Raw genomic sequence first — 24776 nt, 5'->3', positions numbered from 1 at the left:
CGTGTCCGACGAGGTACTGGTGGAGCGCCGCGGCGCGGTGCAGCTCATCACGATCAACCGCCCGGCGGTGAAGAACGCCCTGGACGCCGCGGTGGCCGAAGGAGTGGCGGCCGCGGTCGACGAGCTGGACGAGTCGGACGAGCTGCGGGTCGGCGTGCTCACCGGAGCGGGCGGCACGTTCTCGGCGGGCATGGACCTCAAGGCGTGGCTGCGCGGGGAGACCCCGGCGATCGAGGGCCGCGGCCTGTGCGGGATCAGCATGACCCCGCCGCGCAAGCCGCTGGTCGCCGCCGTGGAGGGCTGGGCCCTGGCGGGCGGCTTCGAACTCCTGCTGGCCTGCGATCTCGTCGTCGCCGCCCGCACGGCCCGGCTCGGCGTGCCCGAGGTGACCCGCTCGCTGGTCGCCCGCGCGGGCGCCGCACTCCACCTGCCGCGCCGCATCCCGTACGCCATCGCCCTCGAACTGCTCCTGACCGGCCGGCCGATCGACGCCGCGCGGGCGGCAACGTACGGTCTGGTCAACCGGCTCACGGAGGAGGGCGGCGCGCTGGAGGGTGCCCTCGAACTCGCGGCGACCATCGCGGCGAACGGCCCGCTCGCGGTCGCCGCGACGAAGCAGATCGCCCGCTCCACAGCCGACTGGACCTTGGACGAGGCGTGGGGCAGGCAGTTCGACATCGCCGAGCCGGTGTTCCGGTCCGAGGACGCCCGGGAAGGGGCGGCGGCGTTCGCGGAGAAGCGGGCACCGGCCTGGAAGGGCCGCTGACGATGACGTCCGGAGCCGGGACCACCGGCCGCGACGGGACGCCGGCCGGCGTGGCCGGGCCGCTCGCCGGCTGCCGGGTTCTCGAACTCGGCGGTATCGGACCGGGACCCTTCGCCGGCATGCTGCTCGCCGATCTGGGCGCGGAGGTCGTCCGGGTCGACCGGCCTGGGCGGGAGTCCGAGCCGGACGCGGGCGGGCCGGCGGCCGTGCTCGACCGGGGCAAGCGGTCGGTCGTACTGGACCTGAAGCGACCCGCCGCGGCCGAGGCACTGCTGCAACTCGTGTCGCGCGCCGACGTGCTGATCGAGGGGTTCCGGCCCGGCGTCACCGAACGGCTGGGCATCGGACCGCACGACTGCCTGGCCCGCAACCCCCGCCTGGTCTACGGCCGGATGACCGGCTGGGGCCAGGACGGACCCCTGGCCGCCGCGGCCGGACACGACATCACCTACATCGCGCTCACCGGCGCGCTCGGCGCCATCGGCGAGGCGGGCGGCCCGCCGCGGATCCCGCTGAACCTCGTCGGCGACTTCGGGGGCGGCGGCTGCTACCTCGTGATCGGGGTACTGGCCGCGCTGCACGCCGTAGGGCGCACCGGCGCGGGCCAGGTCGTCGACGCGGCGATCGTCGACGGCACCGCCCACCTGCTCGCCAGCACCTTCGCCAAGCTGGCACGCGACGAGTGGCGCGACGAGCGGGGCGTCAACCGGTTCGACGGCGGCTGGCCCTTTTACGCCGTGTACGAGACGAAGGACGGCCGCCATGTGGCCGTCGGCGCGCTGGAACGCAAGTTCTACCGCAGTCTGGTCGAACTGCTCGACCTCGGCGTGGACCCGGACCGGCAGCACGACCGCTCGGCCTGGCCGCGGCTGCGGGAGCTGCTGGCGGAGCGCTTCGCCGAGCGCACCCGGGACGAGTGGGCGGCGCTGTTCGAAGGCACCGACGCCTGCGTGGCGCCCGTCCTGAGCCTGACCGAGGCGGCGGCACACCCTCATCTGGCGGCCCGCGCAAGCCTGTTCACCCGCGACGGAGTGCTCCAGCCCGCCGCGGCCCCCCGCTTCTCGGCGACCCCGGCACGACCCGGGCGCACGGCACCGGCCGCCGGCGCCGACAGCCGCGCCGTGTTCCGCGACTGGGGCGTGCCGTACCCCGAATGACCTGACCTAGGAGTTGTCATGCGAGACGCCGTCATCGTCGACGCCGTACGCACCCCGATCGGCAAGCGCAACGGCTCGCTGGCGTCGGTGCACGCGGCGGACCTGTCGGCCGAGGTGCTCAAGGCGCTGGTGCAGCGCACCGGCATCGACCCGGGCACCGTGGACGACGTGGTCTGGGGCTGTGTCACCCAGATCGGCGACCAGTCCAGCAACGTCTGCCGGTTCGCGGTGCTCGCCGCGGGGTGGCCCGAGCACGTCCCGGCCGTCACCGTCAACCGGGCCTGCGGCTCCAGCCAGCAGGCCGTCGACCAGGCCGCGCACGCCGTCATGGCCGGCCAGTACGACCTGGTGGTCGCGGGCGGCGTCGAGACCATGAGCAGGGTGCCGCTCGGCTCGCACCGGACGACCGGGCAGCCGTACGGTCCCGCCGCCATCGCCCGCTACGGCGGTGTCGAGTTCAGTCAGGGCGTCGGCGCCGAACTGATCGCCGAACGGTACGGGTTCAGCCGTACCCGCCTCGACGAGTTCGCCTCCGAGTCGCACGCGAAGGCCGCCGCGGCGATCGACGCGGGCGTCTTCGACGACCACCTCGTGCCGATCGACGTCGACGGAACCAAGTTCGCCGCGGACGAGGGGCTGCGGCGGGGCACGTCACCCGAGACGCTGGCCCGGCTCAAGCCGTCGTTCAAGGAGGACGGCGTGATCCACGCCGGGAACGCCTCCCAGATCTCCGACGGCGCGGCGGCCCTGCTCATCACCACCCCCGAGCGGGCCCGTGACCTCGGCCTCACCCCGGTCGCCCGCTACCACACCGGAGCGGTCAGCGGCGCCGACCCGATCACCATGCTCCTCGGCCCGATCCCCGCGACCGAGAAGGTGCTGCGCCGCTCCGGGCTGTCCCTCGACGAGATCGGCGCCTACGAGGTCAACGAGGCCTTCGCACCGGTGCCGTTGGCGTGGCTCGGCGAGACCGGCGCCGACCCGGAGCGGCTCAACCCGCTCGGCGGGGCGATCGCCGTCGGCCACCCGCTCGGCGGCTCCGGTGCCATCCTGATGACCCGGCTGCTGGCCCGGATGCGCCGCGAGAACCTCCGCTACGGCCTCCAGACCATGTGCGAGGGCGGTGGCACGGCCAACGCGACGATCGTCGAGCTCCTGTGACGACCACCGGGCGACGCGGCTGAGGAAGGCGGAGCAGGGCTCCGCCTTCCTCAGCCGCTCACGCCTCGTCGTCGTAGGTGACGACGACCTTCTCGGCGGCGCCGGGAGTCAGCGCCAGCTCGAAGGCCCGGTTCACCTCGGCGAACGGCACCCGGTGGCTGATCAGTCTGGCGAACCGCTCCTGGTGCTCCGCGAGTTCCGCCGTCACCTCGAAGATCTCGGTCGGATATCCCTGCGAGGCGATGAGGGTGAGCTCGCTGCGCAGCATCCCGCCGAGGTCGATCTCGGAAGGCTTCTGCACGGCGACCATCACCAGTTTGGCGCCCCATTGGGCGGCGTCGACCGTGGTGTTGAAGACGGCGGCGACACCGGCGGCGTCGATGTAGATGTCGGTGCCCGCGCGCGGCTGGCCGAGGGCGTTGGCCGCCTCGCCGTGCAGTTCGGTCAGCCGCGCGGTGACGTCCTCGGTCGCGGAGTCGATCACGGCGTCGGCACCGACGGCCAGTGCGGTCTGCAGCCGCTCGGGGATGACGTCGGCGACGACGACGTGCCCGACCCCGCGCAGCTTCAGCCAGATGGTGACGCCCAGCCCGATGGGCCCGGCACCGAAGACCACGACCTTGTCGGTGGGCGCCGCTCCGGACCGGTTGACGCAGTGCCGGGCGACCGCCATCGGTTCGTTGAGCGCGGCGACGTCGAAGGGCATGGTGTCGGGGAAGACCGCGAGGGTCCTGCCGATCTCCGCGTCCTCCAGCAGCAGGTACTCGCTCATCCCGCCGTGCGTGCCACCGCATCCGATGATCCCCGAGGGCACGCCCTGCGGGTTCACCACCACCCGGTCGCCGATTTCGAGGTCCGTGACCTCGGAGCCCACCTCCGCGATCTCGCCGGCCGGCTCGTGTCCGAGCAGCAGCGGCACCACCGAGCCGTCGGCGTTGTACGGCGTGCCGCCCGCCTGGACGAAGAAGGTGTCGGTGCCGCAGATGCCGCAGGCGCGGATCCTGACCACCACGTCCTTCGGGCCAGGCACCGGACGGTCGGCCGATACGACCTCGACCTTGTTCTTCGCGCCGGTCCGGACGGATTTCATGGTGGCCATGGGGCTGTCTCCTTCCGGGGGACGCCGGTCACCAGGTGACGGGCAGGTCGTAGATGCCGTACGCCTGGGAGTCCTCCTTGAACCTCAGCTCCGAGACGTCGACCGCGAGCCGCAGGGTCGGGATGCGGCGGAACAGCGTGCTGAACACGACGTGCAGCTCGATGCGGGCCAGCTGCTGGCCGACGCACTGGTGCGGACCCCAGCCGAACGCGTGGTGGTGCGCCGCGGCACGGGTCAGGTCGAGCTTGCCGGGCTCCGGGAACGCCTCGGGGTCCCAGTTGGCCGCCGGCAGCGAGGCGATGACACCCTCGCCGGCGCGGATGGTCTCCCCGGCGATCTCGATGTCGTCCAGCACCGCCCGCCGCGCCAGCAGGTGCGGGATGGTCAGATAGCGCAGGAGTTCCTCGACGGCCTTGGTCACGTACTTCGGGTCGTCCTGGTTCTCCCGCAGCGCCGCGAGCTGGTCGGGGTGCTGCAGCAGCAGCGCCGTGCCCAGGGTGATCATGTTGGCACTGGTGTCATGGCCGGCGACGAGCAGGATGTGCCCGAGCGGGGCGGCCTCCGCCATGGAGAGCACGCCCTCCTTGACCCGCGCGCCGAGGTCGGAGAGGACATCCTCACCGGGGTTGTCCATCTTCGCCTCGATGAGCCCGGCGATGTAGCGGCGCACCTCCACGATGGACTGGGCCGCCTCCTCGGGGGTCTTGAAGCGGGCGTTGGTGACCCCGGCGTGCTCCTGGAAGAAGTCGTGGTCCTCGTACGGAACGCCGAGGAGGGCGCAGATCATGAGCGACGGCAGGGGCAGGGACAGGGCCTCGTTGAGATCGACCGGGTTGGGCCCGGCCAGCATCCTGTCGACGAGGTCATCGGTGATCTGCTGGATCTCCGGGCGGAGTTTCTCCATCCGGTGCCGGGTGAACGAATTGGTCAGCATCCGGCGCCAGCGGGTGTGCTCGGCACCGTCGGTGTTGTTGATCGACGGCTGGATCTCGGCCGCGTGCGCCTTCATGGCCTCGGTCGTGTGCGGGTAGCCGGGGGCACCGATGTTCGCGCTGAGCCGCGGGTCGGTCATCAGCTCGCGCTGCGCGGCGTGCGAGGTGACGAGCCACGGGGTGGTGCCGTCCCAGGTCCGGACGCGTACGACGGCCTTGTCGGTCTCGTGCAGCGCGAGCAGGCCCGGAGGGGGCGCGAACGGGCACTGGCTCGATCGAGGCGTCGGAAACTCCGGCAGCTCCGTGGCGGCATCGGTCCCGGCGATGCTCTCGCTCATGGTTCCCTCGTTCTCTCGGCGTCGCGATTGAGGGCACCTTACGTGGACCGAGCGGTACAATCAATATTGCGGCATGCATTGAGGCGCAATATCGACCGGGCGGTCCAATTGATTGGTTCTCGGTCGGGGCGCCGTGTGTAGGGCCAGGTCAGCGGGGTTCCCGGGGCATCCCGAGACCCCGCTCGGCGATCTGCGTCCGCAGTACCTCGTTCGCGCCGCCCGCGATCGTGTACGCGCGTGAGTACAGGTGGGCGTCCTGCCACCAGCCCGCCGCGACCGCCGCCGGATCGTCCCCGGTGAGCAGGCCGTCGGTGCCCTGGAGGCGCAGGCCGAAGTCGGCCAGGTCGTGGTGGAGCTCGCTGAAGAAGATCTTGCCGAGCAGGGCGTCCGTGGGCCGCTCCGTGCCGTGCAGCATCCGCGACTGCGCGAGGGCGATCAGTGCGGCGTTCACCTGTACCCGTGCCGCCAGTTCGCCGATCTCCTGGCGGGTGGCGGCGTCGTCGAGCGCGGGCCGGCCGCCGGCCGGCACCTCCTCCGCGAGCCGCACCAGGTCGTCCAGCACGGCGAACAGCTCGACCCCGCGCGCGGCCACCCCCGAGCGCTCCCGCCCGAGGCTGCTCATCGCCACCCGCCAGCCGTCGTTCACCCCGCCGATCACGTTCGCCGCCGGGATCCGTACCCCGTCCAGGAAGACCTCGTTGAAGTCGGCGGTTCCGGTGATCTCGCGCAGCGGCCGCACCTCGACCCCCGGGCTGCGCATGTCCAGCGCGAAGGCCGTGATGCCCCGGTGCTTCGGAGCGTCGGCATCGGTGCGCGCCAGCAGGTAACCCATGTCCGCGTACTGTCCGTTGGTCGTCCACACCTTCTGGCCGTCGACGACGAAGACCGCGTCGGCGCCCTCGCCCTCGTGGCGGGCCCGGGTGCGCAGGGACGCCAGGTCGCTGCCCGCCTCGGGCTCGCTGAACAGCTGGCACCAGACGTCGTCGCAGGAGCGGATGCGGGGCAGGAACCGCGCCCGCTGTACGTCGGTGCCGAACTCGATGAGGGCCGCCGAGGCCAGCGAGGCCGCGCCGACCGGCGCCCAGGTGCGGGCGCGGGCGATCTCCTCCGCGACGACGGACGGTTCCAGGGGGTGCGCGTCGGGCCGGCCGCCGTACTCGGCGGGCCAGTCGATGCCGAGCAGGCCCGCCTCGTACAGCTTGGCGGTCCAGGCCCGGATCGCCGGCATCAGTTCCGGCTCGGGTGCGCGTACCCCGGTGTGTGCCTTGACGCCCGGCGCGTGCTCGGCCACGAAGGCGCGCACCTTGCCGCGGAGGGCCTCCAGCTCGGGTGTGGGTTCCAGTCGCATCGCCGCCGACTCCTCGGTCCTCATGCAAGCGATCCCGAAATGAGGGTACTCTAACCATGGCTCTGGCCTGGTTGCCAAGGGTCGATGCCGAAATCAGTGCCCCGATCTCGGCGTCGGATGTCCGGTCCGGGGGTTCCTGCCCCGGTGCTGAATAGACTGGGGATCCGCAATGTTTCCGCAGAGGAGTTGGCCCATGGCGACTGCCGTCGACCGCGAGCCCGCCGACGGCGAGACCGACGCCCCGGTCGGCAAGCTGGCCGCGCAGACCGCGCAGCGCATCGAGGCGACCGTGATCCGCCGGGGCTGGCCCGTCGGCGAGTCGCTGGGCTCCGAGGTGGACCTGCGGGAGCAGCTCGGGGTGAGCCGGGCGGTGCTGCGCGAGGCGGTGCGCCTGGTCGAGCACCACCAGGTCGCCCGGATGCGGCGCGGCCCTGGCGGCGGCCTGATCGTCTGCGCTCCTGACGCGGGCCCGGCGACCCGGGCCATGGTGATCTACCTGGAGTACGTCGGCACCAGCGTCACCGACCTCCTCCAGGCCCGCCAGTTGCTCGAACCGATCGCCGCCGGCCTCGCCGCCGACCGCATCACCGAAGAGGGCATCACCACCCTCCGCGCCACCCTCGACTCCGAACGCGACCACTGGGACGACCCGTCGGTCCACTCGCAGGACCCCCTGCACCCGGTACTGGGCCAGTTGTCCGGCAACCCGGTGCTGCACCTGTTCATCGACGTCCTCACCCGCCTCACCGCCCGCTACGCCCACACCTCGCGCCGGATCTCCAAGGCGGAGATGCACGCGGCGAAGGAGACCTCGCACCGCGAGCACCGTGCCGTGGTCGACGCCGTCGTCGCCGACGACGGGGCCCGCGCGCAGACCGAGCTGACGGCGCATCTGGAGTCGGTGGCCGCCTGGATCGAGAAGCACCGGGTGCGCCGCGGCGCGCGGATCTCGGGGAGCGTGGTCGAGCCCGAGCTGGTCGAGGGCCCGCGCGCCAAGCTCGCCGAGGTGGTGGCCTCCCGGATCCACGACGACATCGCCGCGCGCGGCTGGCAGATCGGCATGGTCCTCGGTTCGGAGTCGGATCTGCTGGCCCGCTACGAGATCAGCCGGGCCGTCCTGCGCGAGGCCGTAAGGCTCCTGGAGTACCACTCGGTCGCCCAGATGCGGCGCGGCCCCGGCGGCGGCCTGGTCGTCACCGAGCCCGAGCCGCAGGCCAGCGTCGACACGATGGCGCTCTTCCTCGAATACCAGGGCGTCACCGCCGACGACCTGCGGATCGTCCGCAACGCCGTCGAACTCGGCATCGTCGCCAGGGTCACCGCCCGGCACGCCGGGGGCGACCCGGAGGTCGCCGAGCGCCTGGGCAGGGCCGTTCGGTGGACCGTCGAGGGCCCGGCCGGCGACTCCCGCAAGGCCGACCTGTTCCACGCCGAACTGGCGGCCCTGGCCGACAATCCGGTGCTGTCGCTGTTCCTCGCCATCATCACCGAGCTGTTCCGCAGGCACGCCTCGGGGCACGACCGGCCGCTGCCCGGCGACACGGCGGCCGACGAGGTCCAGCACGTCCACCAGCGCATCCTCGACGCGATCGTGCAGGGCGACGCCGGGGTGGCCCGCCACCGGATGCGCCGCCACCTCGACGCCCTCATCCCCTGGTGGCACTGATTTACTGACACTTATTACCCATGCCCCGTGCGGCTTTCTGCCGTACGGGGCTTTCTTCTGTCCCCGTGATTGCTAATTGCGTATACTGAATAGGGTCGAGAGTCGAAGGAGACCCGATGCGCCGGACCCTGTTCGCACAGGACCACCAGGACTTCCGCCTGCTGGTCCGGGACTTCATCGCCCGCGAGGTTCTGCCGGTGTACGAGGACTGGCGGCGCGCCGGTCTCGTCCCCCGTGACCTCTTCACCTCGATGGGCAAGCTGGGCATCCTCGGCACCGCGATCCCCGAGGAGTACGGCGGCGGGGGCCAGGACGACTACCGCTTCAACGTCGTCATCCAGGAGGAGTGCGCCCGCGCGGGCGTCACCCTGGGCGGCCTGCGGACCCATCTCGACGTCGTCGTCCCGTACTTCACCGGACTCGCCGACGCCGGACAGCGGGCCCGCTGGCTGCCGGGCCTCGCCTCGGGCGACCTGTACACGGCGATCGCGATGAGCGAACCGGGAACGGGGTCCGACCTGGCCGGCATCGCGACGAGGGCGGTCCGCGACGGTGACCACTGGGTGCTCGACGGCGCCAAGACCTTCATCACCGGCGGCCACCACGCCGACCTGGTGATCGTCGTGGTCCGCACCGCCGCCGATCCGGACGACCGGCGCGCCGGACTCTCCCTGCTCGTCGTGGAGAAGGGCATGCCCGGGTTCACCGTGGGACGCAGGCTGGAGAAGATCGGCCTCACCGTCCAGGACACCGTGGAGCTGGCCTTCGACGCCGTCCGGGTCCCCACGGCCAACCTGCTGGGCGAGGAAGGCGCCGCCTTCACCCACCTCGGCCGCAACCTGGCCCAGGAACGGCTGGCCATCGCCGTCGGCGCCGTCGCCCAGATGCGCGCCGCGATCGACCTGACCGTCGCCTACGTCCGTGACCGCCGGATGTTCGGCAAGACACTGTCCTCGTTCCAGAACACCAAGTTCGAGCTCGCCGCCCTGGACACCGAGGCGGAGGCCGCCCGGACCCTTCTGGACGCGGCGATCAGCGCGCTCGTCGCCGGCGAGCTGAGCCCGGCAGACGCGGCCAGGACCAAGCTGTTCTGCACCGAGACACAGGGCCGGGTGGTCGACCGCTGCCTGCAACTGCACGGCGGCTACGGCTACATCCTCGAATCCCCGATCGCCCGGCTGTACGCCGACGCCCGCGTGACGCGCATCTACGGCGGCACCAGCGAGGTCCTGAAGACCATCATCAGCAAGTCCCTGGGCCTGTAGAGGAGACCCAAGTGAACATCGACGGATCCACGGCACTGGTCACCGGCGGCGCCTCCGGCCTCGGACTCGCCACCGCGCGCCGGATCATCGACCGCGGCGGCAAGGCCGTCCTCGCCGACATCTCCGCGGAACAGGGCGCCAAGGCGGTCGCCGACCTCGGCGACGCCGCCCGCTTCGTCCTGGCCGACGTCACCGACGAGGCCTCCGTGAACACCGCCCTCGACACCGCGGAGGAACTCGGCCCGCTGCGCTTCGTCGTACACTGCGCCGGGCGCGGCGGCGACCGTACCCGGATCATCGACCGTGAGCGCACCCCCGGCGAACTCGCCACCTTCGCCGAGGTCGTACGGGTCAACCTGATCGGCACCTACAACGTGCTGCGCCTGGCCGCCGCCCGCCTCTCCGGCAACGAGGCCGTGGACGGCGACCGCGGGGCCGTCGTCCTGACCGCCTCGGTCGCCGCGTTCGACGGCCAGATCGGCCAGACCTCCTACACCGCCGCCAAGGCCGGCGTGCACGGCATGACCCTCGTCGCCGCCCGTGACCTGGCCGGCTGGCAGATCCGGGTGAACACCATCGCCCCCGGCATCATGGACACCCCCATGCTCGGCCGCCTCCGCGAGGACATCCGCGACGGCCTCGCCGCCTCCGTGCCCCACCCCAAACGCCTCGGCGCCCCCGACGACTTCGCCCGCCTGGCCGTCGAGATGCTGGAGAACCCCTACCTCAACGGCCAGACCGTCCGCCTCGACGGCGCGATCCGCATGGCCCCGCGATGACCGCGGCCGAGACCGGGACCGGGACCGACGAGCAGTTCCGCACCCGCCTGCGCGCCTTCCTGACGGAGCATCACCCCGGGCGCCGCCCCAAGAACCCGGCCGAACGCCTGGCGTGGCAGAAGCAGTGGCTGGCCACCCTGTACGACGCCGGATACGCGGGCCCGGGCTGGCCGCGCGCGTACGGCGGCATGGACCTGCCCTTCGCCCGGCAGGTCGTCTACCAGGAGGAGTACGCGCGCGCCCGGGTCCCCGGCCCCCTGGGCACCGGACTCGGCATCGCCGCGCCCACCCTCATCAGGTACGGCACGCCCGTGCAGAAGGACCGGTTCCTGCGCCCCATGCTGCGCGGCGACACGGTCTGGGCGCAGGGGTACTCCGAACCGGAGGCGGGCTCGGACCTCCCCGCGCTGCGCACCACGGCCCGCCGCGCGGGCGGCGGCCCCGACGACCCCGCGGCCGAGTACGTCGTCAACGGCCAGAAGGTGTGGAACAGTTCTGCCGACATCGCCGACATCCTCTTCACCCTCGTCCGCACCGGCCCCCCCGACTCCCGCCAGGACGGCATCAGTTACCTCCTCATCGACGCCCACGCCCCCGGCGTGACCGTGCGCCCGCTGCGCGATCTCACCGGCGACGCGCACTTCTGCGAGATCTTCTTCGACGACGTCCGGGTCCCGGCCGCCGACCGGATCGGCGCGGAGAACGGCGGCTGGCCCCTGGTGCGCACCAGCCTCGGCCACGAACGCGCCGCCGGGGCGATGAACCAGGCGGCCCTGTACCGGCGCGTCCTCGACGAGCTGATCGAGCTGGCCCACGAACGCGGGGCCACCGCCGACCCCCTGGTGCGCGACCGGCTCGCCGACTTCGAGATCCGGGTGACGGTCATGCGGCTCACCGGGATGCGGACCATCGCCGACATCATGGCGAAGGGCGAGCCAGGCCCCGCCTCCTCGACCGCACGGCTGTACATCGTGACCTTCGAGCAGGAACTGCACGAGTTCGCCCTGGAGCTGCTGGGGCCGTACGGGATCCTCGGGCGCCACGACCCGCACGCCGTCCAGCGCGGCCGCTGGGTGTGGGGTTTCCTGCGCACCCGGGCCTCGACGATCGGCGCGGGCACCGCCGAGATCCAGCGCAACACCATCGCCGAACAGGTCCTGGGACTGCCCCGGGACCCGGCGATGCCGGCCGCCGGGAGCACTCGATGAGAGCCGCGCGCTGCACGGACTACGGGCCCCCGGACGGCCTCGCCGTCGTCGAACTGGACGACCCCGCACCCGGCCCCGGGGAGGTCCTGGTCCGGGTGCACGCGGCGGCGGTCAACTACCCGGACGTGCTGCTGGTGGCGAACCGCTATCAGGTGCCCGCGCCGCTGCCGTTCACCCCGGGCAGCGAGTTCGCCGGAGTGGTCGCCGCGCTGGGTCCAGGCGTGTCCGGTCCCGCGGTGGGCTCGCCGGTGGCCGGAGCGGTGCTCACCGGCGCCTTCGCCGAGCAGGTCGTGGTGCCGGTGGCAGGCCTGCGCCCCGTCCCCGAGGGCCTCGACATGGTCCACGCCGCCGCGTTCCACGTCACCTACGCGACCGCCTACCACGCCCTGACCACCGTCGGGCAGGGCACGGCGGGGGAGTGGGCGACCGTGCTCGGGGCCGCGGGCGGCGTCGGCTCCGCGACCGTCGACGTCGCCACCCGGCTCGGCATGCGCGTCGTGGCGGCGGCGTCCGGCCCGGAGCGGCTCGCGGTCGCCCGGAAGCTGGGCGCCGAGGGCGGCGTCGACTACGCCCGGGAGGACCTGAAGACCCGCGTCCGTGAACTGACCGGAGGCGAGGGCGCCCACCTGGTCGTCGACCCCGTGGGCGGCGATCACGCGGAGGCCGCCCTGCGGGCGCTGCGCCGGGGCGGCCGGTTCGTCACGGTGGGCTACGCCGACGGGAGAATCCCGCGGATCCCGCTCAACCTGGTGCTGCTCAAGGACGCGGTCGTACGGGGCTTCGAGATCCGCATGCTGCGCCGGTACGCCCCGGAGGCGGTGGCCGCGGGCGACCGGGCTCTGGCCCGGCTGGTCCGGGACGGGATGCGCCCGCTCGTCACCCGCGTCCACCCCCTCGCCGAGGTGGCGTCCGCACTGACCGACGTGGCCGGGCGGCGCACCACCGGCAAGGTGGTCATCGACATGACGGCATGACCGTCAGAACGCCGGCAGCTGCGGGCGCCGCTTGACGTAGCCGCCGGCGTCGACGCGCATCTGCATGCCGGTGACGTACTGCGACTCGTCCGACACCAGGAACAGCACCATGTCGGCGATGTTCTCCGGCTCGACGAAGGGGATGCCGAACCCGGTCGTCGCGGGGAAACTGGGCAGCGCGTCCTCGCGGGTCGGGTGCTCCAGGTCGGGCCGGAACGACCGGTACATGACGTCGCTGTTGAGCATGTCGGTGTTCACGTTCGTGGGGTGCACCGCGTTGACTCGGATCCGGCGGGAGAGCAGGACCGTCGCCAGGTCGTGCACGAACGCGGCCACCTGGCGCTTGGCGAAGGAGTAGCCCAGCCCGCCGGGCCCGTTGGCAGGGTTGTCGACGGTCGCCGGTATCAGCCCGGCGATGGACCCGGTCGCGATGATCGAGGCGCCGTCGGGCAGGTGGGGCAGGGCCGCGTCGACCGCGTGCACCACCCCGTTGAAGTCGACGGTGACGGCGTCCAGGAAGGCCTGCGCGGTCTGCTCGGGCCCCAGCGGGCAGATCCCGGCCTGGGCCACCACCGCGTCGAGCCGCCCCAGCTCGGCCACCCCCTCGGCGACCGCCGCCTTCAGCGCGGCCGGGTCCCGTACGTCGGCCCGGCGGGCGACGATGCGGCGGCCCAGCTTCTCCACCTGCCGGACCGTCTCCTCCAGGTCCGCCTCGGTGGCCAGCGGGTAGCCGTTGGTGGCGATGTCCTCGCACAGGTCCACGGCGATGATGTCGGCGCCCTCCGCGGCGAGCCGGACCGCCTGAGCCCGGCCCTGGCCGCGTGCGGCCCCGGTGATGAAGACGGCCTTGTCCTGCACTCTCCCCATGGGGTCTCCTTCCGTAGAATAAAAGAGTAGCCTGAATGCTGGCGACGGAAGCTGATCGATAACCGGATGATCTGCGATCTCCACGAGGGTTTGGTTGGTCTTTCCCGCCCAGTGGGACAGGTTCAGTACACACAATGTGCCCGGTGCTAGAGAGTCCCCGAGACCGAGGGAGCACACGATGCCGTTGCAACCATGGATGAAGTTGCTGTCGACCGACGACCACCTGATCGAGCCCCCACGCCTGTGGTCCGACCGGCTGCCGGCGAGGTACCGGGAGGCCGGGCCGCGCATCGTGGAGCAGCCGCGCGGCGAAGGGCGGGCCCCTGCCGAGGTCTGGGTCTACGAGGACCGGATCTACCCCTACATCGGCCTCAACGCCGTCGCCGGGAAGCGGCCCGAGGAGTTCGGCCTCGAACCCACCCGCTACGACGAGATGATCCCGGGCTGCTACGACCCGACGGCCAGGATCCGCGACATGGACCTGGACGGCGTGTGGGGCGCCCTGTGCTTCCCGTCCTTCCCGGGCTTCTCCGGCCATGTCTTCCTGGACGGCCGGGACCGCGAGCTGGCCCTGCTGTGCGTGCGGGCGTGGAACGACTTCGTCCTCGACGAGTGGTGCGCCACCGCACCCGGCCGGCTCATCCCGCTGGTCATCATGCCGATGTGGGACGTCGACGCCTGCGTCGCCGAGATCCACCGCACCGCGGTCAAGGGCGCCAAGGCGATCTCCTTCCCCGAGAACCCCGCCCCCCGCGGCCTGCCCTCCTTCCACACCGACCACTGGGACCCCATGTTCTCGGCGGCCGAGGAGACCGACCTGCCCGTGTGCCTGCACTTCGGCACCTCGGGCAAGCCCCCGAAGACCGCCGAGGAGGCCCCCTTCGCGGTCACCATCGCCCTGTTCGGCTGCAACGCCATGTTCGCCACCGCCGACCTGCTCTTCTCCCCGGTGCTGCACAAGCACCCCAGGCTCAAGATCGGCCTCTCCGAGGGCGGCATCGGCTGGATCCCCTACCTCCTGGAGCGCGCCGACGGCACCTGGGAGCGGCACCGCTTCTACCAGAACGTCGACCAGAGCGTGCGGCCCTCGGAGCTGTTCCACCGGCACTTCCACGGCTGCTTCATCGACGACCGGTTCGGCGTGGAGGTACGGCACCACGTCGGCATCGACAGGATCACCTGGGAGTGCGACTACCCGCACTCCGACTCCTACTGGCCCAAGTCCCGCGCCTACGCGGCCGAGGTCCTGGCCGACGTACCCGACGACGAGGTGCACAAGATCGTGGAGCTGAACACCCGCCGCCTCTACAACCTCCCCGCATGAGCCGGCGACCCGAGTCCGAGCGGTCCGACTGGACCGACCTGGACCTGCTCACCCGCGAGGAGGCGCACGGCCGGCTCCTCGCCGAGATCGCGGAGACGGACGTACGCCTCGCCGAACTGGGTGCCTCCGACGGGGCCGAACGCGAACTCCTCCAGACCCGGCTGCGCGCCCTGCGCGAGGCGGCGGAGGATCTGAGCGACCACGCGAAGGAGAAGTGAGGTGGCCGCGGGGCGAATGGAGGGCAAGGTCGCGCTCATCACAGGAGGTGCGCGCGGGCAGGGCCGTTCGCATGCCGTGCGGCTGGCCGAGGAGGGCGCGGACATCGTCGTCACCGATGTCTGCCACGACATCAGCGCGGAACTGCCCTACTCGCTGGCCTCGAAGGACGAGCTGGAGGAGACCGTCAAGCTGGTCAGGGAGACCGGCCGGCGGTGCATCTCGGTACAGGCCGACGTCCGCTCGATCGCCGAGATGCGGGCCGCGGTCGACGCGACGCGCGAGGAGTTCGGGCGGCTCGACACCGTCGTCGCGAACGCCGGAGTGATGAGCATAGGGGCCGCGTGGGAGCTGTCCGACGAGGCATGGGACGTCACCGTCGACGTCAACCTCAAGGGCCCCTGGAACACGGTGCGCGCCGCGGCCCCCTGGATGATCGAGCAGGGGGAGGGCGGCTCGATCGTCATCACCAGCTCCGCCGCCGGCATCCGCGGCCATGTGCCGTACGCCCACTACGTGGCGAGCAAGCACGGCGTGGTGGGCCTGATGAAGGCCCTGTCCAACGAACTCGCCCCGCACCGCATCCGGGTGAACACCGTCCACCCCACCGGGGTCAGCGACACGGGCATCACCGTCGGCGTGCCGATCGAGGAACTCGCGGCGCGGGAGCCGCTGTTCGCACTCGTCGCGATGAACCCGCTGGCCCCGTACGTCGAACCGCGGGACATATCGAACGCTGTGCTGTTCCTCGCCTCGGACGAGGCGCGTTACGTCACGGGCCTGCAGTTCACCGTCGACGCGGGATCGACCAACAAGCCGTAGAACGGAGTGGGTTGAATGAAGGTCACCATCGACTCGTCGTCGTGCTCGGGCCATGCGCGGTGCGCGGCCGCGGCACCGGGACTCTTCCGGCTGGACGACGACGGCTATGCGCTGCCCCTGGACGGAGACGTCCCTCAGAGCCTGGAACAGGCCGCCCGGGACGGGGAGACGGCCTGCCCGGAACGGGCGATCTCCGTCCACTGAACGCCACCGAGCCCCACGGTCCGAGGACCGTGGGGCTCCCCCCGTACCCGCAGGTTCAGCCGGCCGGCTGCGGCGGCGGTGTGAAGTGGTGGCCCCAGAACGCGCCGTCCGTGATCTCGTACACGGGGACCGGCTCGGGCACCTTCAGGCCGTTCCAGCCGAACTCGACGGCGTAGTTCTCCGGCGACCAGACGTAGAACGACACCATGTGGTCGTTGGTGTGCTTGCCGAGCGAGTGCATCATCGGCACCTCGTACGTGCCGGCCCGGTCCAGGGCCCGCCCCACGTCGTCCAGGGTCGCCGCCTCGACCATGAAGTGCAGCAGCCGCCCCGGGCCCGGCATCGGCGTGACGCCCAGCGTGTGGTGGCGCGGGTTGCAGCCCATGAACCAGGTCGTGCCGCCCGGCGAGCGCATCGTGTTCCGCTCGATGAACCCGAGCACGCCGACGTAGAAGTCGAACGTGCCGCGCGCGTCCTCGGCGGAGACGATGGCGTGCCCGAAGCCCATGTCCCCGGTGACGAACTCCGACACCAGCGGGGTCTGCACGGGCAGGTGGTCGAGGGTCCGGCCGTAGAACAGCTCGACCGGGTTGCCGCCCGGGTCGCTGAACCTGACGAAGCCGGTCACCTTCCGCTCCGCCGCCTCGGCCTCGGTGCCGGCGGTGACCTTGATCCCGGCCTTCTCGACGTCCGCGGCCAGCCGCGCCAGCTCCCGTTCGTCGAGGACCTCGAAGCCCAGCGCCGTCATCGCGGGCTGGGCACCCGGCGAGACAACGATCCGGGACGGATGGTCGTCCATCCGGAAGGCGAGCGACCCGGAATCGGTCTCGACCGGCATCAGGCCGAGGAAGTCGGCGCCGAACGCCTTCCACCGGTCGAGGTCGTTGGACTCCAGACGCAGGTACCCGAGTGAGCGCACACCCATCAGGCCCTCCCCTCACGTTGGTCAGGTCCCAGGCGGCCCGTCGGACCCCCGGTATCGGTACGTCCGCGACGGTAGAAGGCCAGGCCGCACCGCCGCCTGGACCGTCCCACTGATCGGGAGACGTACGGCGACGGCCGCCGCGCGGGTGCCACGGTGACCGTCATGACACCGAGCACACCCAGCACCCTCGACTACGAGGACACCCTGCGCGAACTGCCCACCGACGACGGCGTCCTGCGCTACCACGAGGCCGGCGAAGGGCCGCCCCTGCTGATGTTGCACGGGTCGGGCCCCGGGGTCACCGGCTGGCGCAACTACCGGGGCAACCTGCCCGTGTTCGCCCGGCACTTCCGCTGCCTGGCGCTGGAGTTCCCCGGCTTCGGAGTGAGCGACCCGACCGCCGAGAACCCGATGGCGGCCGCCCCCAAGGCCGTCCTGCGCTTCCTCGAAGGCCTCGGCCTCGACCGCGTCGACGTCGTCGGCAACTCGATGGGCGGGTTCGTCGCCGTGGGGCTCGCGGTCGCGCACAAGGACCTGTTCCGCAGGATCGTGACCATCGGCGGGGTGGGGCGCAACCTCCTCTCCCCGGGCCCCAGCGAAGGGCTCAACCTGCTGGTGGAGTTCGCCGAGAACCCCACCCGCGACAACCTCGTCCAGTGGCTGCGCTCGATGGTCCACGACCCCGCCCTGCTCACCGACGAACTGATCGAGGAGCGCTGGGCGACCGCCACCGAACCGGCGACCCTGGAGGCGTCCCGCCGGATCTACGGCCGGCAGGCGATGGCCGCGATGCAGGCCGCCCAGTCCCGGTCGGACCAGCCGATCTGGGCCATGCTCCACAAGGTCGCCGCGCCCACGCTGCTGACCTGGGGCCGCGACGACCGGGTCACCCCCCTGGAGAGCGCGCTGCTGCCGATGCGGACCATCCCCAAGGCCGAACTGCACGTGCTGCCCGACTGCGGACACTGGGCGATGATCGAGCAGAAGGCGGCCTGGGAGAGCGCCGTGCTGGCCTTCCTGACCCGCCCGGAGGCAGGCTGAGTGCCCGGCATGGGGGCAGCCGGCGACCTGGGGGAGGACGACGTGGTGAGACCGGCCGGGCCCCGCCGGCCCGCCGCACCGATGTCGAGCCGGCAGACCGACCGCCGTATCCGCATCCTGCGCGCCGCCGCCGACCTCGGTACGCGCGAGGGCCTGACCACCGTGCAGATGCACGACGTGGCCAAGGAGGCCGGGGTCGCGATCGCCACGCTGTACCGGTACTTCCCGTCCAAGCCGTATCTGTTCCTGTCGGTCCTCGAGTGGCACATCGAGCAGTTCCTGGGCGGCCGCGACGGCGGTCCGGCCCGCGACCGGGCGACGGATCCCGTGACCGAGGTCGCCGAGACGCTCGTCGCGCTGAGCGGGAAGCTGCTGGACAGCCGGCTGCTCGCCTCGGCGGTGGCGCTGTCGTCGTTCACGGAGTACGCGAGCGCCGCCCGCAGCCGGATCGACATCGTGGAGAGCGCGCTGGGACAACGGCTGCTGCGGCTGCTCGGGGAGCGGGCGGACCCGCGGACCGGGCACAGCCGGGTGCGGCTGCTCATCTACGACTGGTGGGGGGTGTTCGTGGCCATGCTGACCCAGGAGATCTCCACCGCGCAGGGCGAGGCGGACCTGAGGCTGGCCGCGCGGCTGATCGCCGGGCCCTGACCACGCGAAGGTGCCCGGGACGCCCCGTGTCCCGGGCACCTGTCCGCCGCTCGGCGTCAGTCCGTCGCCCCGGCCATGTCCAGGACCGCCAGGTACCCGAACGCGAGACTCGATCCGATCGGGGTGCCGGCACCGGGGTAGACCCGGCCCGACATCGCGGCCGCGGTGTTGCCCGTCGCGTACAGGCCGTCGATCGGGGAACCGTCCGGCCGCAGCACGCGCGCGTGCGTGTCGATCCGCAGCCCGCCCTTGGTGCCGATGTCGGACGGCACGATGGTCGCCACGTAGAACGGCGCCTGGTCGACGGGCAGCAGCAGGGGGTTCGGCCACTCCGGGGACGGCTCGGCGGGGAAGTTCTGCCGGGGATCGGCCGGGAACCCGACGACGTGCCGGAACATCTGGTCCCAGGGCGTCTCGCCCCGGTGGAACCGCTCGTCGACGCCGGTGGCCGCGTAGCCGTTGAACTCCTTGACCGTGCGGTCCAGGGCGTCGAAGGGCACGTCCATCAGCCGCGCCAGTTCCTCCAGGGTGTCGGCCTTCTGCAGCGCGCCCGAGGCCAGCCACTCCTCGACGGGCGGCGTGGCCGGCGGCCAGCCGATGCCGTCCCGGTCCAGCTGCCGCTGGTCGAACACCCAGTGGCAGGGGATGTGCCGCACGCCGGTGGCCACGTGACGGCGGAAGATCTCGTGCCCGGCCTGGTCGTAGGGGGACGTCTCGTTGACGAAGCGCTCGCCCGCCCCGTTGACCCAGATGCCGCCCCGGGTCCCGGTGTGGAAGACCGGCAGGCCGTCCGGGTGGACCAGCCCCGGCACGAACCAGGCTTCGTCGAGCAGCTCGGTGTCCGCGCCGACGGCGATGCCCGCCCGCAGGGCGTCACCGGTGTTCGCCGGGGCGCCGTCGGACCACTCCCCGGTGAGCGGCCACTGGTGCGCCTCGCGCAGCTCGCGGTCGCGCTCGAAGCCGCCGGCGGCCAGCAGCACACCCCGGGCGGCCCGGATCCGGACCCGCTCGCCCTCGCTCACGGCCTCGACGCCGACGACCCTGCCGTCCTCGACGAGCAGGCTCTCCAACGCGGTGTTCAGTCGCAGTTCGCCGCGGCCCGTCTCCAGGAACGCCGACAGGGCGCGGCCGATCAGCGCCCGCCCGCCGCTGAGCAACGGGCCCTCGTCGAAGCCGAACCGCTCCGTGGGCAGCGAGTCACGCACCAGCGCCCGGCGCTCCCCGAGCTCCGCGACGTCCACCGGCGGCGGGAAGACGGTGTGCCCCGTGGGCGACGACCCCGGGCTCGCCGCGTAGTAGTCCGGCACCGGCCCGTGCACGAAGGACTGGAACCAGGTGTTCTGCTCCAGCTCGTCGATCAGCCGGCGCCCGGCCGTCAGGTACGCGTCCTGGAGCCCCTCCCGGGACGGGTCGTCGACGACCGCGCGCAGATACGACCGCGCCGCCTCGACGTCGTCCCCGAGACCGGCCCGGCTCAGCGGCGCCGAGCCCGGGAACCACAGACCCGCGCCGGAGTACGCGACCGTGCCGCCGACCCGGTCGGTCTTCTCGACGACGAGCGTCCGCAGACCGCGCGCCGCCGCCACGTACGCCCCGACCAGACCGCCGCCCGACCCCACGACGATCACGTCGTAGGCATCTTCGCTGATGCTCATCCGAACCTCCTGATGGGTGCCGAACTCGTGGGTGGGGAGCCGCACGTGCGGGTGAGGACCGTGCTCGTGCGGCTGGGGATCGCGGGGCGAGGCCGGGAACGGGAGCGCCCTCGTAGGGCCGTGGAGGCGCGGCTGCCCCGCGACGGTCCCGCGGCGGCTACCGGCCGACCGGACGCCCCGCGGTCCCGCGGCGGTCTTGCGACGGCCACCGGCCGACCGGACGCCCCGCGGTCTTGCCGACCGGGGCATGCCGTCACCGCCGCCCGGCAGCCCCGCGGACGACGGTAATGAGACAGCGCGAGGTCACTCTCGCGCCATCTCGCTCACCGAGACCCCGCCCGCCCTGCACCCGCCGACTCCCGCGCGGCGATCGCGGGCGCTCGCCTTCCGCCGCCGACCTGTTCCCGGCCCCGACCCTGATCCCGGTCCCCGCCCCGCAGTCCCGGTGAGCGGAAAGTCCCCGACGCCCCGTGGCACGGCGGCACAGGCTGGAGGTCCGAACGAGTCGAGGACGGCGATGACAGACGTGTGGGAACCGACGGCGGTCGCGGACCGTGAGACAGCCGTGGCCGAGGCGGCCGCGCGCCTCGCCCGGGCGGCGAGCGACCACAGACCCTGTGCGCCGGTACGGGATCTGCTCGGCCCGGACGACATCGGCCTCGCGTACGCCGTCCAGCGCCGCGTAGTGGGCGACCGGATCGCGGCCGGAGCACGTGTCGTCGGCCGCAAGATCGGGCTGACCTCCCCGTCGGTGCAGCGTCAGGTGGGCGTCGACCGGCCCGACTTCGGCGTCCTGCTGGACGACATGGACGTCACCGCCCTGCCGGCCGTCCCCAGCGGCCGGCTGCTCCAGCCCAGGGCCGAGGCGGAGATCGCGTTCGTGCTCGCCGCCGACCTGGACACCGACGACCTCGACCTGGCGCGGGTCCGCTCGGCGGTCGGGTACGCCGTGGCCGCGCTGGAGATCGTGGACAGCCGGGTCGCCGGCTGGGACATCACGATCACGGACACGGTCGCCGACAACGCCTCCAGCGGACTCTTCGTGCTCGGGCAACACGCGGTCCGCCTCGACGAGTTCGAGCCGAAGGACGTGACCATGCGGCTCTACGCCGACGGGAAGCCCGCCTCCGCGGGCGACGGCACCGCCTGCCTGGGCGATCCGCTCGCCGCGCTGCTGTGGCTGGCGCGCACCGCCCGGGAGTTCGGCGACCCGCTGCGCGCCGGACAGGTCGTGCTCTCCGGTGCGCTCGGCCCGCTCGTCCCCACACCGCCCGGCACGACCGTACGGGCCGAGATGTCGGTCCTGGGCTCGGTGACCGCGGCCTTCACGCCCCAGGAAGCCCTCGACGTCCCCGATGCCCCCGAAGCTCCCGAAGTCCCCGAAGCCAAGGAACACGGATGACGAAGACCAAGGTGGCCGTAATCGGCTCCGGCAACATCGGCACCGATCTGATGATCAAGGTGCTGCGCCTCTCCGACACCCTGGAGATGGCCGCGCTGGTGGGCATCGACCCGGAGTCGGACGGCCTGGCGCGCGCCGCCCGGCTGAAGGTGCCCGTCACGCACGAGGGAGTGGACGGCCTGATCCGCATGGACGGCTTCGACGACATCGACATCGTCTTCGACGCGACCTCGGCCAAGGCCCACGTCGAGAACGCCAAGAAGCTGGCCCCGTACGGCAAACGCCTCGTCGACCTCACCCCGGCGGCCCTCGGCCCCTACGTCGTACCGCCGGTCAACCTGGACGAGCACCTCGCCAACGACGTCGAGAACCTCAATCTCGTCACCTGCGGTGGCCAGGCGACCATCCCGATCGTCCACGCGGTCAGCCGCGTCACCCCCGTCCCCTACGCCGAGATCGTCGCCTCGATCGCCTCCAGGTCGGCCGGACCCGGCACCCGGGCCAACATCGACGAGTTCACCGAGACCACGGCCGCCGCCATCGAGAAGGTGGGCGGTGCCCGCCGGGGCAAGGCGATCATCGTCCTCAACCCGGCCGAACCGCCGCTGATCATGCGGGACACGGTGTACTGCCTGACCGGCGACGCCGACCAGGACGCGATCCGTGCCTCGGTCGAGGAGATGGTGGCCGCGGTCGCCGGGTACGTGCCCGGCTACCGCCTCAAGCAGCAGGTCCAGTTCACACCGGTCGCGGCCGGCGACCCGGTGCACACCCTCCTGCCCGAGGGCACCGCCGAGCGGCCGACCACCAGGGTCACCGTCTTCCTGGAGGTCGAGGGCGCCGCGCACTACCTGCCCGCCTACGCCGGCAACCTCGACATCATGACCTCGGCCGCCCTGCGCGTCGCCGAACGCATCGCCCGCCGCACGACCTCCGAGGTGACCGAGTGACCCGCAGGCTCTACGTCCAGGACGTCACCCTCCGGGACGGCATGCACGCCGTCCGGCACCGCATCACCCCCGAGTTCGTGTCGAAGATCTCCGCCGCCCTCGACCGGGCCGGCGTGGACGCCATCGAGGTCGCCCACGGCGACGGACTGGCCGGCGGCAGCCTCAACTACGGTCCCGGCAGCAACACCGACTGGGAGTGGATCGAGGCCGCCGCGGACGCCGTCGAGAACGCCGTCCTCACCTCGCTCCTGCTGCCCGGCATCGGCACCGTCGCCGAACTCGAGCGCGCCCACGCCCTCGGCGTCCGCTCGGTGCGCATCGCCACCCACTGCACGGAGGCGGACGTGGCGGCCCAGCACATCGCCACCGCACGGGAGCTGGGCATGGACGTCGCGGGCTTCCTGATGATGGCCCACATGGCGCCCCCGCACGCCCTCGCCGAGCAGGCCAGGCTGATGGAGTCCTACGGCGCGCACTGCGTCTATGTCACCGACTCCGGAGGCCGGCTCACCATGGACGGTGTCCGCGACCGGATCCGCGCCTACCGGGACGTGCTCGACCCGGGGACCCAGATCGGGATCCACGCCCACGAGAACCTCTCCCTCTCGGTCGCCAACTCCGTGGTGGCGGTGGAGGAGGGGGTCACCCGGGTCGACGCGTCCCTGGCCGGGCAGGGCGCGGGCGCCGGCAACTGCCCGATCGAGCCGTTCGTCGCCGTCGCCGGCCTGTACGGCTGGAAGCACGGCTGCGACCTGCACGCCCTCCAGGACGCCGCCGAGGACCTCGTACGACCGCTCCAGGACCGCCCGGTGCGCGTCGACCGGGAGACCCTCACCCTCGGCTACGCCGGCGCCTACTCCAGCTTCCTGCGGCACGCCGAGGCCGCCGCCGAACGGTACGGCCTCGACGCCCGCACCATCCTGGAGGAGGTCGGCCGGCGCGGACTGGTCGGCGGGCAGGAGGACATGATCGTGGACATCGCGCTGGACCTCACCCACCGCGGCTGACGTCCCACAGCACACGACCGCTCTCCGGGAACGCCTTCCCGGAGAGCGGTACGTTTTTCCGCGCAAAGTAAAATAGACCAAACGCTCCAATGAATCGGTGCACGACTCTTTCTCCGTGGCCGACGGCATTGATAACTTGACGTCGGCGCCGAACTAGAATTGATTTCAGTTTGAGCAGAGAGGCACCGACGATGACGTCTGCCCTTCGCCTGAGCTCGCGTCCCGCCGAGGCCGACGGCCCTGCGCTGCCTCCGTCGATGATGGAGCGGGTCACGCTGATCATGGACCTTTTCGAACGTCCCCAGACCCATCTGACGCTCGAAGCGGTGTCCCGTCGGACCCAGCTGCCCCGGTCGACCACGCACCGGATTCTCGACCAGCTGGTCCGGCTGGACTGGCTGCGTCACACGGTGGCCGGCTACACCCTGGGATCGCGCGCGCTCGGCCTGGGAGGCCGGGAGACCGGCCACGGCGCGCTGCGCGCCGCCGCCGCGCCGCACCTGCTGGACCTGGCGGTCAGGACCAGGATGGTCGTCCACCTGGCCGTGCTCGACGGACCGGAGATCTACTACCTGGACAAGGTGGGGGGCCGGGCCGCGGTGGACATCCCGTCGAAGGTCGGCGGCCGGGCGGTCGCGCACTGCACCGGACTCGGCAAGGCCATGCTCGCCTGGCTGACCCCGGAGGAGATCGACGCGCGCTGCGCGCCGGTGATGGAGCGCCGCACGCCGCACAGCATCGGCCGCCTCGACCAGCTGCACCGCGAACTCGGCCTGGTGCGGCGCCGCAACGGGCTGGCGATCGACCGGGGCGAGTGCTTCCCCGACCTCGGGTGTGTCGGCCTCGCGCTGCGCGGGCCCGAGGGTCCGGTCGGGGCGATATCGGTGGTGGGGGACGGCCGCTCCCCGCTGGAGCTCGTGGCCCCGCTGGTGGTCGACGCGGTCCGGGCGGTCTCCGGGGAACTCTTCGAAACCTCGCGCGGGGCGGGCGCCGGGGTTGACCTCAAGTCCGGTTGAGTT

At 72.2% G+C, this 24776-nt stretch carries 24 protein-coding genes; 18 read left to right on the top strand and 6 right to left on the bottom strand.

Going from position 1 to position 24776, the window contains the following annotated elements:
* The first annotated feature begins 1 nt into the window (after position 1).
* The 3 genes from ACFY6U_RS17975 to ACFY6U_RS17965 are packed head-to-tail and all read left to right on the top strand — an operon-like array spanning position 2 to position 3084.
* A complete protein-coding gene (locus ACFY6U_RS17975; protein WP_390039225.1) occupies positions 2–766 on the top strand; it encodes a crotonase/enoyl-CoA hydratase family protein in 765 nt (254 codons plus the stop codon).
* A 2-nt stretch (positions 767–768) separates the two neighbouring features.
* On the top strand, positions 769–1923 hold the full coding sequence (locus ACFY6U_RS17970) for a CaiB/BaiF CoA transferase family protein (RefSeq protein WP_390039223.1): 1155 nt from the start codon (positions 769–771) through the stop codon (positions 1921–1923).
* Between the two features lie 18 nt (positions 1924–1941).
* The gene (locus ACFY6U_RS17965) at positions 1942–3084 is read left to right on the top strand and encodes a thiolase family protein (protein ID WP_390039221.1); all 1143 of its coding nucleotides are present in this window, start codon (positions 1942–1944) and stop codon (positions 3082–3084) included.
* A 58-nt stretch (positions 3085–3142) separates the two neighbouring features.
* On the opposite strand, the gene ACFY6U_RS17960 is transcribed toward ACFY6U_RS17965, so the two are convergent.
* The 3 genes from ACFY6U_RS17960 to ACFY6U_RS17950 form a co-directional block, all read right to left on the bottom strand.
* Positions 3143–4183 (bottom strand): zinc-binding dehydrogenase, encoded by a 1041-nt coding sequence (locus ACFY6U_RS17960; RefSeq protein ID WP_390039219.1) that lies wholly within the window; start codon positions 4181–4183, stop codon positions 3143–3145.
* A gap of 28 nt (positions 4184–4211) precedes the next feature.
* Positions 4212–5453: a cytochrome P450 gene (locus tag ACFY6U_RS17955; RefSeq protein WP_390039217.1), complete on the bottom strand. Its 1242-nt coding sequence runs from the start codon at positions 5451–5453 to the stop codon at positions 4212–4214.
* A gap of 148 nt (positions 5454–5601) precedes the next feature.
* Positions 5602–6801 carry an acyl-CoA dehydrogenase family protein gene (locus tag ACFY6U_RS17950; RefSeq protein ID WP_390039213.1) on the bottom strand — a complete coding sequence of 400 codons (1200 nt, stop codon included), beginning with the start codon at positions 6799–6801 and terminating at the stop codon, positions 5602–5604.
* Positions 6802–6994: 193 nt separating this feature from the next.
* Between ACFY6U_RS17950 and ACFY6U_RS17945 the strand changes: the two genes are divergently transcribed.
* The 5 genes from ACFY6U_RS17945 (at position 6995) to ACFY6U_RS17925 (ending at position 12693) form a co-directional block, all read left to right on the top strand.
* Positions 6995–8467 carry a FadR/GntR family transcriptional regulator gene (locus ACFY6U_RS17945; protein WP_390039211.1) on the top strand — a complete coding sequence of 491 codons (1473 nt, stop codon included), beginning with the start codon at positions 6995–6997 and terminating at the stop codon, positions 8465–8467.
* A gap of 116 nt (positions 8468–8583) precedes the next feature.
* On the top strand, positions 8584–9732 hold the full coding sequence (locus tag ACFY6U_RS17940; protein ID WP_390039209.1) for an acyl-CoA dehydrogenase family protein: 1149 nt from the start codon (positions 8584–8586) through the stop codon (positions 9730–9732).
* 11 nt (positions 9733–9743) lie between these two features.
* Positions 9744–10511 (top strand): SDR family NAD(P)-dependent oxidoreductase, encoded by a 768-nt coding sequence (locus ACFY6U_RS17935; protein ID WP_351494204.1) that lies wholly within the window; start codon positions 9744–9746, stop codon positions 10509–10511.
* Positions 10508–11719, top strand: coding sequence for an acyl-CoA dehydrogenase family protein (locus ACFY6U_RS17930; protein ID WP_390039207.1), 1212 nt, complete (start codon positions 10508–10510; stop codon positions 11717–11719). Before ACFY6U_RS17935 ends, ACFY6U_RS17930 begins: the two co-directional genes overlap by 4 nt.
* A complete protein-coding gene (locus ACFY6U_RS17925; protein ID WP_390039206.1) occupies positions 11716–12693 on the top strand; it encodes an NADPH:quinone oxidoreductase family protein in 978 nt (325 codons plus the stop codon). The genes ACFY6U_RS17930 and ACFY6U_RS17925 overlap by 4 nt, the downstream gene beginning before the upstream one ends.
* A gap of 3 nt (positions 12694–12696) precedes the next feature.
* On the opposite strand, the gene ACFY6U_RS17920 is transcribed toward ACFY6U_RS17925, so the two are convergent.
* Positions 12697–13560 carry a mycofactocin-coupled SDR family oxidoreductase gene (locus ACFY6U_RS17920; RefSeq protein WP_390039204.1) on the bottom strand — a complete coding sequence of 288 codons (864 nt, stop codon included), beginning with the start codon at positions 13558–13560 and terminating at the stop codon, positions 12697–12699.
* A 178-nt stretch (positions 13561–13738) separates the two neighbouring features.
* Here ACFY6U_RS17920 and ACFY6U_RS17915 point away from each other — a divergent pair, with 178 nt between their 5' ends.
* Genes ACFY6U_RS17915 through ACFY6U_RS17900 form a run of 4 tightly spaced genes read left to right on the top strand, consistent with a single transcriptional unit; the run spans position 13739 to position 16126 of the window.
* On the top strand, positions 13739–14884 hold the full coding sequence (locus tag ACFY6U_RS17915) for an amidohydrolase family protein (RefSeq protein WP_390039202.1): 1146 nt from the start codon (positions 13739–13741) through the stop codon (positions 14882–14884).
* Positions 14881–15102, top strand: a complete 222-nt coding sequence (locus tag ACFY6U_RS17910) for a hypothetical protein (RefSeq protein ID WP_390039200.1) — start codon at positions 14881–14883, stop codon at positions 15100–15102. The genes ACFY6U_RS17915 and ACFY6U_RS17910 overlap by 4 nt, the downstream gene beginning before the upstream one ends.
* A 16-nt stretch (positions 15103–15118) precedes the next feature.
* Complete coding sequence (locus tag ACFY6U_RS17905; protein ID WP_390039716.1) at positions 15119–15922, top strand: mycofactocin-coupled SDR family oxidoreductase; 804 nt, start codon at positions 15119–15121, stop codon at positions 15920–15922.
* A 15-nt stretch (positions 15923–15937) separates the two neighbouring features.
* A complete protein-coding gene (locus tag ACFY6U_RS17900; RefSeq protein WP_390039198.1) occupies positions 15938–16126 on the top strand; it encodes a ferredoxin in 189 nt (62 codons plus the stop codon).
* Positions 16127–16181: 55 nt separating this feature from the next.
* Here the strand turns inward: ACFY6U_RS17900 and ACFY6U_RS17895 are convergent, their stop codons facing one another.
* Entirely contained in the window at positions 16182–17051 is an 870-nt protein-coding gene (locus ACFY6U_RS17895) for a VOC family protein (protein ID WP_390039196.1), read from the bottom strand.
* A 162-nt stretch (positions 17052–17213) separates the two neighbouring features.
* Between ACFY6U_RS17895 and ACFY6U_RS17890 the strand changes: the two genes are divergently transcribed.
* Together ACFY6U_RS17890 and ACFY6U_RS17885 are read left to right on the top strand one after the other, a co-directional pair.
* Positions 17214–18092 carry an alpha/beta fold hydrolase gene (locus tag ACFY6U_RS17890; RefSeq protein ID WP_390039194.1) on the top strand — a complete coding sequence of 293 codons (879 nt, stop codon included), beginning with the start codon at positions 17214–17216 and terminating at the stop codon, positions 18090–18092.
* 9 nt (positions 18093–18101) lie between these two features.
* Positions 18102–18743 carry a TetR/AcrR family transcriptional regulator gene (locus ACFY6U_RS17885; protein WP_390039192.1) on the top strand — a complete coding sequence of 214 codons (642 nt, stop codon included), beginning with the start codon at positions 18102–18104 and terminating at the stop codon, positions 18741–18743.
* Positions 18744–18799: 56 nt separating this feature from the next.
* Here the strand turns inward: ACFY6U_RS17885 and ACFY6U_RS17880 are convergent, their stop codons facing one another.
* On the bottom strand, positions 18800–20398 hold the full coding sequence (locus ACFY6U_RS17880) for an FAD-binding protein (protein WP_390039190.1): 1599 nt from the start codon (positions 20396–20398) through the stop codon (positions 18800–18802).
* Positions 20399–20915: 517 nt separating this feature from the next.
* Between ACFY6U_RS17880 and ACFY6U_RS17875 the strand changes: the two genes are divergently transcribed.
* The 4 genes from ACFY6U_RS17875 (at position 20916) to ACFY6U_RS17860 (ending at position 24773) form a co-directional block, all read left to right on the top strand.
* Positions 20916–21800 carry a 2-keto-4-pentenoate hydratase gene (locus ACFY6U_RS17875; RefSeq protein ID WP_390039188.1) on the top strand — a complete coding sequence of 295 codons (885 nt, stop codon included), beginning with the start codon at positions 20916–20918 and terminating at the stop codon, positions 21798–21800.
* Positions 21797–22750: an acetaldehyde dehydrogenase (acetylating) gene (locus ACFY6U_RS17870; RefSeq protein ID WP_390039186.1), complete on the top strand. Its 954-nt coding sequence runs from the start codon at positions 21797–21799 to the stop codon at positions 22748–22750. The genes ACFY6U_RS17875 and ACFY6U_RS17870 overlap by 4 nt, the downstream gene beginning before the upstream one ends.
* Complete coding sequence (gene dmpG / locus ACFY6U_RS17865; RefSeq protein ID WP_390039184.1) at positions 22747–23757, top strand: 4-hydroxy-2-oxovalerate aldolase; 1011 nt, start codon at positions 22747–22749, stop codon at positions 23755–23757. Before ACFY6U_RS17870 ends, dmpG begins: the two co-directional genes overlap by 4 nt.
* A 257-nt stretch (positions 23758–24014) precedes the next feature.
* Positions 24015–24773 carry an IclR family transcriptional regulator gene (locus ACFY6U_RS17860; protein WP_390039714.1) on the top strand — a complete coding sequence of 253 codons (759 nt, stop codon included), beginning with the start codon at positions 24015–24017 and terminating at the stop codon, positions 24771–24773.
* The last annotated feature ends 3 nt before the right edge of the window (positions 24774–24776 follow it).

This window comes from Streptomyces sp. NPDC013157 (assembly GCF_042899865.1).
Taxonomy (GTDB): Bacteria; Actinomycetota; Actinomycetes; order Streptomycetales; family Streptomycetaceae; genus Streptomyces.
The sequence above is the reverse complement of the archived record's forward strand: the minus strand, read 5'-3'. Positions and strand labels throughout refer to the sequence as shown.